Origin of the sequence: Paenibacillus sp. DMB5, from assembly GCF_001517085.1 — a bacterium.
Lineage (GTDB): Bacteria > Bacillota > Bacilli > Paenibacillales > Paenibacillaceae > Paenibacillus_AQ.
In genome coordinates, this window is sequence record NZ_LRAC01000002.1 from 1 (window position 1) to 13,985 (window position 13,985).

Here is a 13,985-nt window from a genome sequence, read left to right on the forward strand (position 1 = left end):
GAGCTGCGAAGTTGAGTTATGATTTTTAGATAGTTTTACATGAATAATAATATTTTTTTGCGAAAATAGCAAAAACACCCTCCGCAAGCACTGGTCAATGATTTCCAGATTGCGAAGGATGTCTCTATTCGTACGGTGCTTAAGACCTTGTTTACCCTTTTAACTATGCAGCTCAAACAGTCTGGCCGTTCTTCCGGCCGGAACAGATACGGTCAGGCTGCCCTCCGCCTTATTCCAGCTCCATTCGGAGCCATGCTGTTTGGGATAAGCACAACTGAGCTGTACCTCCCGGCCGGCAAGCTCCGGCAGCGGCAGCGTTATTCCCTGCTCTTCCCCGGCAATCCGCCAGACTGCCAGATAGCGGATATTACCGTGCTGCAGACCATAGCTGACCCACTGTCCCCGGCTGTCCGGCAGGCCAAGCGGCCAAAACGGCATCGCCTGCGGGATTTGAGCACGGATCGATTTATAGTAATCCAGCGCTTCACGCACCAGCTCCCTGCGGCCGGGCGCAAGCTCTGCCAGATGGCCGCTCTGGTGCACACGCAGCAGGAGGGCGTTGATCATGTTAAAAATGACCTCTTCATCATCGCCTTCGCGCAGCGGGTAAGACCAGACCGCCGATTGCTCCGGGGTCAGCGCCAGCGGGGAACCGGCGGCAATCGCCGCATAGCTCACGTAGTCCTCCTGGTCACTTGTGGACTGGATACTGTGACGGCTCAGCATAGCATAATCCATCCGCATGCCGCCGCTGGAGCAGTTCTCGATGACCAGCTCCGGGTAACGCGCAAAGATGCTGTCGAGCCAGGCCAGATAGGCCCGGTTATGCTGCAGAAGCCCGTCGCCAAAGCTGTCTGCATCCGTCTCGGTGCCGATACCTGCATTAATGTTGTAGTCCATCTTGATATAGCCTACACCATACTCCTCTACCAGCCGGGCAATAACACCATCCGCATGTTCGATAACCTTGGGATTGCGGTAGTCCAGCTGATAACGGCTGCGGTCCTTGACCCGCTTGCCGTGCCGCATGAAGAACCAGCTGTCATCCGTTTCGGCCAGCTTCGGACTGTTGATCCCCATGACCTCCAGCTCCAGCCACAGCCCGGGAATCATGCCTTTGCCGCGGATGTAATCCAGCACGTATTTGATCCCTTCAGGAAAACGTTCAGCCGAAGGCTCCCACTGGCCTACACCATCCCACCATTCTCCGGGCGCGTACCAGCCGGCATCAATACAGAAATATTCACAGCCCACATCTGCGGCGGCATCAATCAGCGGCAGCAGCTTCTCTGTCGTCGGGCTGCCCCACAGACAATTCATATAATCGTTAAAAATAATCCGCAGCAGCTCATTGTCCTCATTCGGTCTGCGGATGATCCGGCGGTAGGCCGTCAGCTGCGCGGCAGCAGCTTCTATTCCCCCTTGCACGGAGCCGGCGGCAACCGGCACGGAGGTGAATTCTTCACCCGGCGCAAGCTTCAGCCACCAGTGGTTGTCATGCTCCGTTGGTCCGCTGACCAACAGAGTTAGCTGATCGTACTGGTCGGTCAGCTCCCAGTGCCAGGAGCCGTTATGCTCGATCTGCCAGAACAGGCTGCTTCCGCTCTCATTGTTGTGCAGCACCGCCATCGGCAGCAGCTCCGCCGCCGACCAGGAGCCGGTATTGCTGGCGGCAATCCGCTTCGAGCCCCGGTCAGCCAGATGGTACATGCCCAGCTCCGGCAGGCTGTAGGTCCGCCACTGCAGCTCGCTCTGCCAGCCGCTGTGTCCCAGGGTAACTTCTATCTTGTCCCCCCTGTCACCGCCCCCCTCCTTGTCCACACCTGTAAGGGCAAAGGAAGAAATATATTCTACAGCCGTTTCACTGTCTCCTTCATTCTTCAGCACTGTCCAGGAACGTACGATCTGCACCCCGCTGTAAAATTGAAAATGCTGCACTGCCTTAACACCCGTTACTGGATCCGCGAGTGTAAGCTCCAGCTTGCGTCCAAGTGTGTTAACGGTATCACTGTGACCGCTGTATTCCATCCGCAGCCCCGGATAAGAGGCGCGGTGCGTCCGTCCGTGATACTCTGCGCGGTCCTCCCCTGACAGCTGCAGCTCCAGCAGCCGGAAGCCCGGCTTATGCTTGTCCGCAATTGCTCCCGGGTTAAGCGGCGCGCCCCGAAATGCAGCAGTCTTACATCCAGCTCCTCTGTAATTTCAATCGTAAGATATAATCCATTTTCGTTTATTTCTAGCAGCTTGCTGGTCATATAGTAAGCCTCCTGACAAGTACTGTTTTCTATCCTGATTATATGCGTATTAAGTGAAATTGCTCTATTTAATTCTTCATGGATAAGCGGGATTGAAGGCTCTCAAATTGGCTATTAATCTGTAATGAATTTATAAATCCAAATAAAAGGTATAAGTAACGGAGGGGAGGTTTGGAATTGGAGGAGCGAACGCGTCCGCCTTTATGTTTGGATTTCTACTGCAGCCAGCAGTTTAAATCAAGAAATCCAAACATAACAGCGGCCGGAAATCCAAACGCTCTCCGCAGTTACGGCCAATACCAAAAAATCATTTTACAAATCATCCCTGTCTTATCCCTACAGTAAAAGACGGCCCCGCCGGTAAGAACCTTACCTTCGAGACCGTCCCGGATTATCAATTTCTGTTATTCAGCAGAACCGAATTGAATCCACGCTTTCTGAATTTCATCGATCGCCTGGTCCTTCGTCTTGCTGCCGCCTATGTAGGCCTGCATCAGCTCGCCGAATTTCTGGTGGAACGTATCCAGCGAGTAGTTGACGGACAGGTCACCGGATTTCTCGGTTTTGAGGATTTCATCCATTTCCTTAGGCATCTGCAGGTCAGGCATCGGAGCATCCTTGATTGGCGGGATTACTTTGGCTACAGTAGAGAACCAGCTTTTACCGTAGTCGGAAGTATACAGCCAGTTGAAGAACTCGATGGTTTCGGCAGCTACTGCGGAATCCTTGTTGATGCGCAGCGCCTGGTCGGCACCGGTAATGATCTGGGATTGCTCAGCCTTGTCGCTGACCGGATAGCCGGCGATGCCAAGGTCAAAGTCCGGGGTGATTTTCTTGATCGCTTCTTCATCCCATGCGCCTTTACCGGTCATGAACGCGGCCTTGCCAAGTGCAAAATCGCTCACTTCGGCATTGCTGTCACGTTCCAGCGGCTTGTCTGTTCCGTGCTTAACGGTAGTATCGATGAAGTTGAAGAAGTTATCGTACAGCACCGGATGATCCTTGAAGGTGGTCTCACCGGCGATGAAGTTCGCTACCAGTGTCTTGGCATCAATACCGGCATCCATAGCCGCTGCGTCTACAAAGTGCTGGAAGATGTGCTTCCATACCCACCACTCTTTGTAGGCGTTCGCGAACGGTGTAATTCCCTTAGCTTCCAATTTGGTGATGGCATCGTCTAACTCAACTGTTGTTTTCGGAACCTCTGTGATGCCGGCATCGGCCAGCAGTTTTTTGTTATACATCAGCACGAACAGGTTACCTTTTACCGGAAGCCCCAGCACCTTGCCGTCAGAGGATGTCATGTTGGCCCGTACGGCGTCTGTCATGGCTGCTGCCAGCGGTTCATTGGTCAGGTCAGCGCTGTATTCGGCAAAAGTATCAATATCCCCGCCGGCCGTGGTCTGGAAGACGTCAGGCGTGCTGCCTGCGGCAATTTTGGATTTCAGTACGGTGTTATAGTCGGCTTGCATAATTTCCAGGTTGATGGTCACGTTCGGCTTCACTTTTTTGTACTCGGCAATGTATGCATTGAAGGCGTCCGTGTATTCCGGTGATGCGGTGAACATATTAATGGTTACAGGCTTGGAGGAGTCTGTTTCGGTAGCTGCATTTTCCCCGCCATTTGTTCCAGCTGTGTTGTTAGCGGCATTATTGTTATTGCCCCCGCAGCCGGCCAGCAATCCCCCGAATAGCAACAGGCTCGCTGAGACTGCATAAATCTTTTTAACATGATGTTGCCCCCTTTTCCTCATGTATCTTGTGTTCTTGGTGTTTATTCTAAATAAAAAGAAAAAGGATAAGAATGTACATAAGTGAACTTCTAAGGGTAAAAAAGTGGGCTAATGTAACCGTTTCACTTTTCTCCCTCCAGGTTCCCGGTCCGGAATTCAGAAGGCGAACAATCATAGTAATTGCGGAACGCCTTGCTGAAATAATTCTTGTCCTTGTAGCCCAGCATTTCGGAAATATCTTGAACCTTGAGCGCCGGGTCGGCCAGCAGATCCCTGGCTTTGTCCATCCTTACCTTTTGCACATACTCATGAATGCCGCAGCCGTATTTGCCCTTGAACAGCTTCATCAAGTATTCTCTGCTCAGGAAATACTTATCCGTGAACATCGATATTTTAATATTCTCAAAATAATGGTTATCAATGTATGCTTTAATATTTTCCAGCACACCGCTGCGGTTGCCGGCAAGCGACCTGCTAATTTCACCGGCATAGGCATCCAGAAGCTCATTCAGCAGTCCTTCAAACTGGCTGAACGAAGCATAATCACCGCTGAGGCCTAGTGCAGCCAGCCCTTTATTCTTGACTGCACGCAGCGAAGCCGGCACCTCATCCAGCTCTCCGGCAATATCGCCGAGCAGAATCAGGAGTTCGCGGAGTGTCCGGTCCGCATCCCCCAGGCTGAAATGGGCCGAGGACTGCCACCTCTGGGTGAATTCGTTCAGAATGCTTTTGGCATGGGCGGCATTGCCGCTCTCCAATATGCTGCGGATCTGCGGCATCCGTCCGGTCAGGGAAGGACTGTCCTTGAATTCCTGCACCGCTGCACCCCCGCCCGCTACCACCGGCCCTTTCAATTGCAGCAGGTCAACATCATCCAGCCGCGCTTTGGCAGTTTCGTATGAACCGGCCAGCTCAAGGTAGTCGCCATAAGTAGCTCCAAGCCCGCCGGCACAGTGTATTCCGAACAGCTCTTTCAGCGTCGCAGCCGCTTTTTTCAGCTGATGCATTGAGTGGAAGGCCGCATCCTCCTCATACCCTTTTTTCATTGTAAAAATCGCAATCAGTTCCCGCTCATTCCTTGGGCTCACGAAGCTGAATGCTTCAAATGCTCCGCCGCTGTTCTCATTAATCACATTCGTCACGGCAAAATGCATCAGATCACGGTCCTCATGGAACCGCCCCTTGCGCACCTGTTCAAGATTAAGCAGCCGCAGAATGCCGGCCGTAAACTGGTTGCCGGCTGTATCCGCGCCGATCAGCGGCAGAAAGGCCTCATTCGACTGGTTCTTGAAGCTGCGGTCCAGAATGGACAGATACATCTTTTCCTTGAGCTTGGGCACAGACATATTCAGCGTGATGTTCTGTGCAATGAACTCGCTTTTCTTCCGCTTCCTGGCTTCAAGCAGATCCACAGCTTTGCGCAGTGCACTGTTTAGATCGCCGCGGTTCACCGGCTTCAGCAAATAATCGACCACCTTGGAGCGGATCGCCTGCCGGGTATATTCAAAGTCATTGTAGCCGCTGATCACAATCAGCAGCAGCTCCGGAAATTCCTGCTCCGCAATCTGCAGCAGCTGGCTACCGCTGAGCTCCGGCATTTTCATATCCACAAGGGCCAGATCGAATTTCTCCCTGCGCAGCATGTCCAGCCCGGTCTTCCCGTCATTCGCCTCCAGTACCTCGCTTACCCCGAGTCCCTTCCAGTCGCCCAGAATATGAATCGCTTCGCGCAGCGGCTCCTCATCATCAATGATTAGTACTCTATACATGTTGTTATTGGCCTCCCCGCGGTAAAAGAATATCCATTTGCGTTCCGTTTCCTTCACTTGTTATCAGCAGACCCGCTTCCTCACCGTACAGCAGCTTCAGCCGGGTATTCAGGTTTTTGAGGCCGATGCTCTCATGTCCTTCGTCCTCCCCGGATGCTTCAGTACCGCTGCCCTCCTCATCCCACTGAATCTGCAGCGAGCCCAGCACCTCGCCAAGCCGCTCCGCCGTCATTCCCGGCCCGTCATCCATCACCGAAATGACACTGTAGGCCGGCGTCACATGCGCCTCAATCCGGATGGTCACGGTGGTCGACACCTTTTCCAGGGCATGCTTGATGCAGTTCTCCACCAGCGTCTGCACGGACAGCTTCGGAATCCGCAGACTAAGCAGGCTCTCATCCCATTCATAGACCACCTGCATCCGGCTGCCGAACCGGGCTTTCTGCAAAGCCATGTAGCGCTCAATATGCCGGAGCTCCTCGCTCGCCTGGACGACATCACGTCCGCTGATGCAATACCTGAGGGTAAGCGCCAGATTGTCCACCATCTCGACGATATCATCATTGTTGTTCTTGAGCGCCTTGGTGGAGATTGCCTGCAGGGCATTATACAGAAAATGCGGGTTAATCTCCGCTTCGAGTGCTTTAAGCACCGCATTTTTTTCAACTATCTTCATCTTGTAACGTTCATTGATTAACTCATTCGTACGTTCTACCATTTTGTTAAAATGCCGTGACAGATAGGCAATCTCATCATTGCCCTCCACCCTCGCCTCCGCCTCAAAGCTGCCGGCGCTGAAGCGTTTCATCTGCAGGGACAGGTTTTTCAGCGGATGGGTAATCCGGTTGGACAGGAAGCCGACCAGAATAACCGAGGCCATCAGAAAGAGCAGCCCGATCGAATAGCTGAGCTTGCGTGTCGTGGTCGCCGCTTCATAGATCTGTTTGTAAGGAATCGGCTTGACCAGCTTCCAGCCCTCTTTTTGGCTGATATCGTAGATCACCAGGTATTTCTCCTGATCGTCTGACCAGGTCACCTGTCCGCCTTGCTCCGCTGTAAGCTTATTCAGCAGTTCCGCCTCTTCCGTCCGGGCATAGAACGCTTTATCATCCACCACGTACGGCTCATTGTCCGGGCTGATATACATCAGATGGTCCCCTTCCGAGAAGGGAATATCCTTCATAATCTCATCCGCTACACTGGAGTTGAAATACAGCGACAGCACCGCCTGAGGCTCACGGGAAGCGATCGAACGCAGCAGCCGGTGATAGCCCATAAAGCTTGCATCCGTATTGACCTTGTAGTCGCCCTTCTCCGCTGTATCGCTGACAAAAGACTGATAGGACCGGTTATTCGGGCTGGCCAGCGCACGCTTGTACCAGGTCAGATGATCAATCGGCGGATGCTCGGCGACCCGGACAGTAATATTGTAATTCTCCTTGGTCACGTAATAATATTTCTGCTCCTTGATGATGTAGAGATAGATGGACTCCAGATCCTTGCGTGAAAAATAGAGATTTTTCAGATAATCCTCCACATACATCTTGGAAGCATAATCCTGTGATTCATGCGTAATGGCGTAAGCGAACTCATCATAGGAGATCTGCGGCAGGGACAGCTGCTCAATTCCGTTCAGATAGCTCTCCAGATTGCGGCCGACCAGCAGCAGATTGTTGCTTGTGCTCGCTATACTGTTGTTCACCGATTCCTTGCGCAGCATCCCGTAGGAGATGAACGTCAGCGACGTGACCACGAGGATGATAATAATGGAGAACAGCAGGATCAGCTTGTTGGCCAGACGGCGGGAAACCCGCTCCAGGAGCGGCTCCAGCAGCTTTTGTATGTTGTTTTTTATGATGGCCGCAGCCTCCCCGCCTCTAATTTTGTTTCCGCTTTCAGTTCACTTTTTTACCCCTAACTGTCTTCTTAAATCCATTTCTGAGTATACGGCGCTGCCCTATAATACACAATATAGACTAACCGGAATGGTTAAGTGTGGCAAGCGGGGTCCTTTACTCCCACCCTATAAATAGCAGAAGAGGTGCATCCATGTTAAAATCACTCGGCAGAAAATGGCGCGAGAAAACGGAGTTCGGGCTCTTCACCCTCCCCGTTCTGATCTGTATCGCAGTAGCCTTCTATGTTCCGTTTATCATGACCATCCGTTATTCCATGACCAAATGGAACGGGATCTCCAAGCATCCCAAGTTCGTCGGGCTGGATAACTTCAAGCAGATTTTTACGGGAGATACCAATTTCTCCGATTCGGCCTGGTTTACGATCAAATATGCGGTGCTCTACATCGTTATCGTCAATGTGCTGGCTATTCTGCTGGCCGTGCTGCTCGATATGAAGCTGAAATCTACCTCCTGGCTGAGAGCGGCCTTCTTCATCCCTTACATTCTCAGTTTGGTTATCGTAGGCTTCATCTGGAAATTCATCTTTATGCAGGGCTTCAACTCGCTCGGGGAAAGCACCGGCTGGGGCATTTTCGGCCTGAGCTGGCTGGGGACGCCGGGGCTGGCCTTCATATCCATATTAGGGGTATCCATCTGGCAATCCATCGGATTCTATCTCGTTATCTATATCGCCGGCCTGCAGTCCGTGCCTGAGGATCTCAAAGAAGCCGCAACAGTTGACGGTGCCGGAGCACTGAGAAGATTCTTCAGCATTACCCTGCCGCTGCTCGCACCATCCATTACCATCTCGGTATTTATGGCGCTGACCAACTCCATTAAAGTATTCGACGTTATCCTGTCGCTGACCGGCGGCGGTCCCGGGGGAACCACCTACAGTATCGCCTATGACATTTACCGTGACACGTTCCAGAATAACCTGTACGGCTACGGTACGGCGAAAGCGCTTATCCTGTTCGTTGCAGTGCTGATAGTTACCGTGATCCAGCTTACATTCTTCAAGAAAAGAGAGGTGGAGGCATAATGAAAACCAACAACAAGACCGGCAAAATTATACTCGAGATTGTGCTTGTCCTCCTCTCCCTGCTGTTCCTGTATCCGCTGTTCCTGACCATTATCAACTCATTCAAAAGCTTCAGCGAGGTCATGACCGACGTGATTGCCCTGCCGCAAAAGCTGACCTTTGCCAACTACTCTTATGTATGGGAATTCATCAACTATCCGCGGCTGTTCCTGAACAACTTCATCATTACCGGGCTCGGGCTGCTGGGGATTGTGTTCGTCTCCTCCATTGCCGCTTACAAGCTGGCCCGGACCAAAACGAAATGGAGCGGCGTCATCTATTTCCTCTGCATTATGCCGATGCTGATTCCGTTCCAGTCCATTATGCTGACCGTGCTGCAGACCGCCAAGAACCTGAACCTGTCTGAGAGTACCTGGGGCCTCGGCCTGCTCTACTGGGGCTTCGGCGCACCGCTTGCCGTCTTCATCTATCACGGCTTTGTTAAAGGGATTCCGCTGGAAATCGACGAGAGCGCCACGATCGACGGGGCTTCCGGCTTCCGCCTGTTCTTCAGCGTCATCTTCCCGCTGCTGAAATCGGTAACGACTACCATCGTTATCATCGACGTAATGTGGATCTGGAATGACTTCCTGCTCCCGCTCCTCATGGTCAATGGCTCACCGGACACCAAGACACTGACGCTGGCCGCCTACACCTTCGTCGGACAGTACACCTCCGACTGGCAGTATGCAATGACAGCTATGGTGATGGCCGTACTGCCGTCCATCATCGTGTTCATCTTCCTGCAAAAGTATATTGTTAAAGGCGTTGTCGCCGGGGCGGTTAAGGGCTGATCTGGTTGGCCTTGCTGCAAGCTTCTGCCTGAATGAGCTGTAAAACACCCCCATGCCGCATGACTGACACAGCAAACACCCCATAGCCGCGAAGGCTATGGGGTGTTTTTACATCTTTGTATGAACGATGCTCCTGTTTGCGGATTGAACATGTTTGACTCCATTCATCTAAGTGGAAATTCGTCACCTAATTCCGGGCTAAATGCCGGGAAGAGGACATTAGTTGGAAAAAAGACACCTAATATCGCTGATATCGCTCCGACTGGAGCTTTGCGGCCGAATTAAGATACGTTTTTCCAACTAATCAACAATAACTCCGCGTTAGCGCAGGATTAAGTGACTAAAATCCAACTAGATGATGGTTCGAAGCAGAAGAAGCTATAGCATGAAGCTGTAAGGTGAGCAGCTGTGTTAACCTAGCTTATGGTGTTTGGCGTTCAGCCTACAGTCTGAAGCTCACAGCTTCTCACTAACCGTTCCGTCCGCAGCTATCTTCGCGTTGAACGACAGCTTGTTCAGCTTCATGATCGCTTCCTTATTATAGGCAGCTCCCATGAAGTTCGGCTGTCCGCCGATGATCTTGAGCGGAGTGATCCGGCTGGTGATCCCCGAACCCGTTATGGTGAAGTCGGCCAGCATCGTATGCACAGTCTTCTCTCCGCCGCGCGTCGATTTGTTGAACACAAAATTACCCAGCGAATAGTAGATCGGCTTATGCTTGTAATACTCGATTCCCATCAGACAGTGGCTGTGTGCACCGAGAATGATGTCCGCGCCGCTGTCGATCATCTGCTTGGCCAGCGTACGGGCGTACTTCTCCGGATAATCCGCGAACTCTTCGTTCCAGTGCAGATATACAATCGTATAGTCATTGTCTTTGGCGGATTTCTTGATGGCCCCGAGCAGCGGCTCCGCCGTGTAAGCCGAGGCAGCACCCGGTGTATTTTTTCCGGCATGCCAGGAAGGTCCGGACAGCACCCGGCTTGCCCCAAGCACAGCAATCCGCTTGCCTTTGACTGTTTTGACATACGGCTTGAAAGCCTGATCCATATTGCTGCCGGCTCCTGTATGGCCGATCTTGTTCCTGTCCAGATGGACCAGTGTATCCAGCATCGCATTCTGGCCGTAATCGAGGATATGATTATTTGCCAGCGTTACGCCGTCAATACCGGCATAGCTTAATCCGCCGAGCGTCTCCGGTTTGGAGCGGAAGGCAAAGGTCTTCTCTGCCGCCTGGCCGCGCACCGATACAGGCGTCTCCAGATTGGCGAAGGCCAGATCAGCTTTTTGCAGAACAGGAGCTACCTTCGCAAACGGAAAATTCACCCCGTACCTTGCTATTTGCTCCCCTACGAAGCCGTCCAGCAGAATATCTCCGGCAAATGTAAGAGTAATACGGTCTGCCGGCTGCACCTTGGACGCTCCGCCCCAAACCGCCGGGGGAGGAATCAGCAGAAAGAATAATAGAATAAGTAGGATTGCTCTGCGCACTCATTTTACTCCTTTTGATAAGATATCTATCAACTATAACGGATAGCGTAGGTTATCTAAAAGAGTAAAAAGTCCCGGCTATAGAGCGTGAATTTAAGAATAGTGAACCGGCAGCTGCTGTCGAGCCTGAACCTAAGGGTTCTACAGCAGCTCAACTATCCGATTCTCAAGTTCATCTATAGCTTTGCGCTTTCTTCAGCACTGCCCGGAAGCAGCTGAGCCCGCCCCACTGATCCGTCCGCAGCGCATCCTCCGGAAGATTAAAATCTGTCTCACCCCAGTACTGGAAGCCAGCCTGCAGCAGCACGTCGTTCATCACCGGCAGATTGACGGTCGGATAATCAAAGGTCAGCACCAGCAGCCCCTCACCGTTCAAAGTCCTGTGAAATTCCCGTATGGCCAGGATCGTATCATTCAGCGATAAATGCTCGAGTACCGAAATACAAAAAATCGTATCAAAGCTTTCATCCGCATACGGCAGGGAGGTGAGCTCCGCCTGGGCCAGATGCAGGCCTGTCGTCCTCCTGGCCAGGATCTGACGGGCTGCCTCTGCGCCAATGTCATCTTCAATATTCCGGATGATGGCTTCCTGTGATAGGATCCGTGCATCCCTATCGCAGGCATGCACCTCGGCGCTGAAGCCGGCAAGATAGAACTTGAGCGGATGGGAAATGCCGCAGGCGGCATCCAGTACTACATCATGGGGAGAAACAAAGTTGGTACACCATTCATATTCATAAGGCCGGCTCCACCAGGACTCCGGCAAGTCATAAATCAGCTTGTCACGGCGGGCATCGGAATGGACGAAAAAACGGGATACATAAGGATGTGTCGGCATGACCAGGACTCCTTTTTTACGGGTTTCGGTAGGTAGTGAGAGTATATTCACCATTCCCTGATTCATGCCACATCCGTGTTACACGTAGTATGAGAGCAGCTTGGCATCAACACCATGTCTGCTGATCAGCATGTCCAGCATTTTGGACCACTCCGTATCCACGGAGCAGAGCTGCGGCCGGGCTTCGAACCATTCAACCGACATCCTGATTCCTTCGGCAAAAGAAACCGCGGCGCTGAACTCCGGCACCAGCCGTTTGAGCTTGCTGTTGTCGAATACACTGCTTACCGCCTGGTCGCCGATCAGGCCGTCTGCTGTTCCCGCCGGCGTATGGGCGGCGATGAAATCTGTCGAGATATGCACCACCTTGGGTTCTCTCCCCGCAGCTTCACCGATGGCCGCATAAATCTGGTTCCAGTTCAGTGACTCATCGGAGGTGATGTGGATCGCCTCACCGATCGCTTCAGGATTGCCCAGCAGGCCGATGAAGCCTTTGGCAAAGTCTGTATTGTGCGTCAGCGTCCAGAGTGAAGTACCGTCACCATGAATAACCAGCGGCTGGCCTTTGCGGATACGTTCCACCAGCGACCAGGGATGCTGCCAGCTGGTAAGCGCTGCCGGAATTGCCGTAACGCCGTAAGTGTGCGAAGGCCGGACAATGGTGACCGGGAAGGCATTGGTGCGGTGTACCTCCATCAGCAGTTCCTCGCAGGCGATTTTGTCACGGGAATATTGCCAGTAAGGATTGGCCAGCGGTGTTTCTTCCGTAATGAGGTAGCTCCGCTGCGGCTTCTGGTAGGCCGAGGCAGAGCTGATGAAGATATACTGCTTCGTCTTGCCGGCAAACAGCTCAATATCGCTCTGCACATGCTCCGGTGTAAAGGCAATCCAGTCTACAACAGCATCAAACTCGTAGCCCTTGAGTGCTTCTGCGGCCCCCGCTGCATCGCGGATATCTCCCCGGATTACCTCCGCCCCGTCAGGTACGAATTCACTGCGCTCCCCGCGGTTAAACAGATACAGCTCAATCCCCTGTTCGATTGCAAGCCTGGATACGGCCTGGCTAATTAATCCTGTGCCCCCGATAAAAAGTACCTTCATCTGTATCTGCTCCTCTCTCTTTAGGCAATAATTTCGTCAATCCGCGACAAGACTTCACCGCTCAGTTCGACACCTGCAGCCTTCACATTCTCCTCTACCTGCTCCGGCCGGCTTGCACCGACAAGTGCGCTTGCTACATTAGACTGCCGCAGTATCCAGGCGAGGGCCAGATTGCCGACCGAGAGATCCAGTTCTGCTGCAATTTTACCCAGCTGCTGCACCTTGGCGATTTTTTCTTCCGTAACCCCTTTACGCATCCATTCCAGCCTGGAGGCCCGGCTGCCCTCAGGAATGTCCTCCGCCGAGCTGTATTTTCCGGTCAAGAGACCTTGAGCCAGCGGCGAGAATACAACCTGTCCGATCCCTTTGCGTTCACCGAGCGGAATAATTTCTTTTTCTATATAACGTTCGAACATATTGTAAATCGGCTGATTGACCACAATGCGGTCCAGCAGATACCGGTCCGCGACAGCCAGCGCCTCTGTCATCTGGGCAGCCGTCCACTCGCTTACACCGACATAGAGCACCTTGCCCTGACGGACCAGATCATCCAGTGTGCGCAGCGTCTCCTCAATGGGTGTCTCCGGATCGTAACGGTGGCAGTACATAATGTCCACATAATCTGCCCCCAGCCGCTTCAGACTGGCATGGCACTGCTCTGTAATATGCTTGCGTGACAGGCCGCGGTCATTCGGACCGTCTCCCATAACGCCGTATACCTTGGTGGCCAGGACATAAGATTCGCGGGGAAATCCGCGCAGCGTCTCACCGAGCAGCTTCTCGGCCGCACCTTTTTCATACACATTGGCCGTATCAAAAAAATTCACACCCAACCCGTAAGCGGTTTCAATAGCTCTGACAGCATTTTCCCGTTCCACATATCCGCCGTACGTCAACCAGCTTCCCAGACTGATTTCACTAACCTTTAGCCCCGATCCGCCTAATCTGCGGTACTTCATTCCACACTTCTCCTCCCATTTCCTCTTTATCCGGCCCGATTGTGAACCGGTGTTTCTATTGCACTT

10 protein-coding genes are annotated in these 13,985 nt (G+C 52.6%); 2 read left to right on the top strand and 8 right to left on the bottom strand.

From position 1 onward, the window contains the following. Nucleotides 1-159 precede the first annotated feature (159 nt). From AWJ19_RS00050 to AWJ19_RS00065, 4 genes are all read right to left on the bottom strand, one after another. A complete protein-coding gene (locus AWJ19_RS00050; RefSeq protein ID WP_241781539.1) occupies nucleotides 160-2,028 on the bottom strand; it encodes a glycoside hydrolase family 36 protein in 1,869 nt (622 codons plus the stop codon). A gap of 631 nt (nucleotides 2,029-2,659) precedes the next feature. After that, complete coding sequence (locus AWJ19_RS00055; RefSeq protein ID WP_068720450.1) at nucleotides 2,660-4,009, bottom strand: extracellular solute-binding protein; 1,350 nt, start codon at nucleotides 4,007-4,009, stop codon at nucleotides 2,660-2,662. Nucleotides 4,010-4,110: 101 nt separating this feature from the next. Next, a complete protein-coding gene (locus AWJ19_RS00060; protein ID WP_068720451.1) occupies nucleotides 4,111-5,757 on the bottom strand; it encodes a helix-turn-helix domain-containing protein in 1,647 nt (548 codons plus the stop codon). 4 nt (nucleotides 5,758-5,761) lie between these two features. Beyond that, a complete protein-coding gene (locus tag AWJ19_RS00065; protein WP_241781540.1) occupies nucleotides 5,762-7,510 on the bottom strand; it encodes a histidine kinase in 1,749 nt (582 codons plus the stop codon). A gap of 296 nt (nucleotides 7,511-7,806) precedes the next feature. On the opposite strand from AWJ19_RS00065, the gene AWJ19_RS00070 reads away from it, so the two are divergent. Together AWJ19_RS00070 and AWJ19_RS00075 are read left to right on the top strand one after the other, a co-directional pair. After that, entirely contained in the window at nucleotides 7,807-8,697 is an 891-nt protein-coding gene (locus AWJ19_RS00070) for a sugar ABC transporter permease (protein WP_068720454.1), read from the top strand. Next, a complete protein-coding gene (locus AWJ19_RS00075) occupies nucleotides 8,697-9,530 on the top strand; it encodes a carbohydrate ABC transporter permease (protein ID WP_068720456.1) in 834 nt (277 codons plus the stop codon). The genes AWJ19_RS00070 and AWJ19_RS00075 overlap by 1 nt, the downstream gene beginning before the upstream one ends. 456 nt (nucleotides 9,531-9,986) lie before the next feature. Here the strand turns inward: AWJ19_RS00075 and AWJ19_RS00080 are convergent, their stop codons facing one another. From AWJ19_RS00080 to AWJ19_RS00095, 4 genes are all read right to left on the bottom strand, one after another. Then, the gene (locus tag AWJ19_RS00080; RefSeq protein WP_068720458.1) at nucleotides 9,987-11,021 is read right to left on the bottom strand and encodes a CapA family protein; all 1,035 of its coding nucleotides are present in this window, start codon (nucleotides 11,019-11,021) and stop codon (nucleotides 9,987-9,989) included. A gap of 172 nt (nucleotides 11,022-11,193) precedes the next feature. Continuing rightward, nucleotides 11,194-11,859 carry a class I SAM-dependent methyltransferase gene (locus AWJ19_RS00085; RefSeq protein WP_068720464.1) on the bottom strand — a complete coding sequence of 222 codons (666 nt, stop codon included), beginning with the start codon at nucleotides 11,857-11,859 and terminating at the stop codon, nucleotides 11,194-11,196. Nucleotides 11,860-11,937: 78 nt separating this feature from the next. After that, the gene (locus AWJ19_RS00090) at nucleotides 11,938-12,960 is read right to left on the bottom strand and encodes an SDR family oxidoreductase (protein ID WP_068720466.1); all 1,023 of its coding nucleotides are present in this window, start codon (nucleotides 12,958-12,960) and stop codon (nucleotides 11,938-11,940) included. A 20-nt stretch (nucleotides 12,961-12,980) separates the two neighbouring features. After that, nucleotides 12,981-13,919, bottom strand: coding sequence for an aldo/keto reductase family protein (locus AWJ19_RS00095; protein WP_068720469.1), 939 nt, complete (start codon nucleotides 13,917-13,919; stop codon nucleotides 12,981-12,983). Nucleotides 13,920-13,985 lie beyond the last annotated feature (66 nt).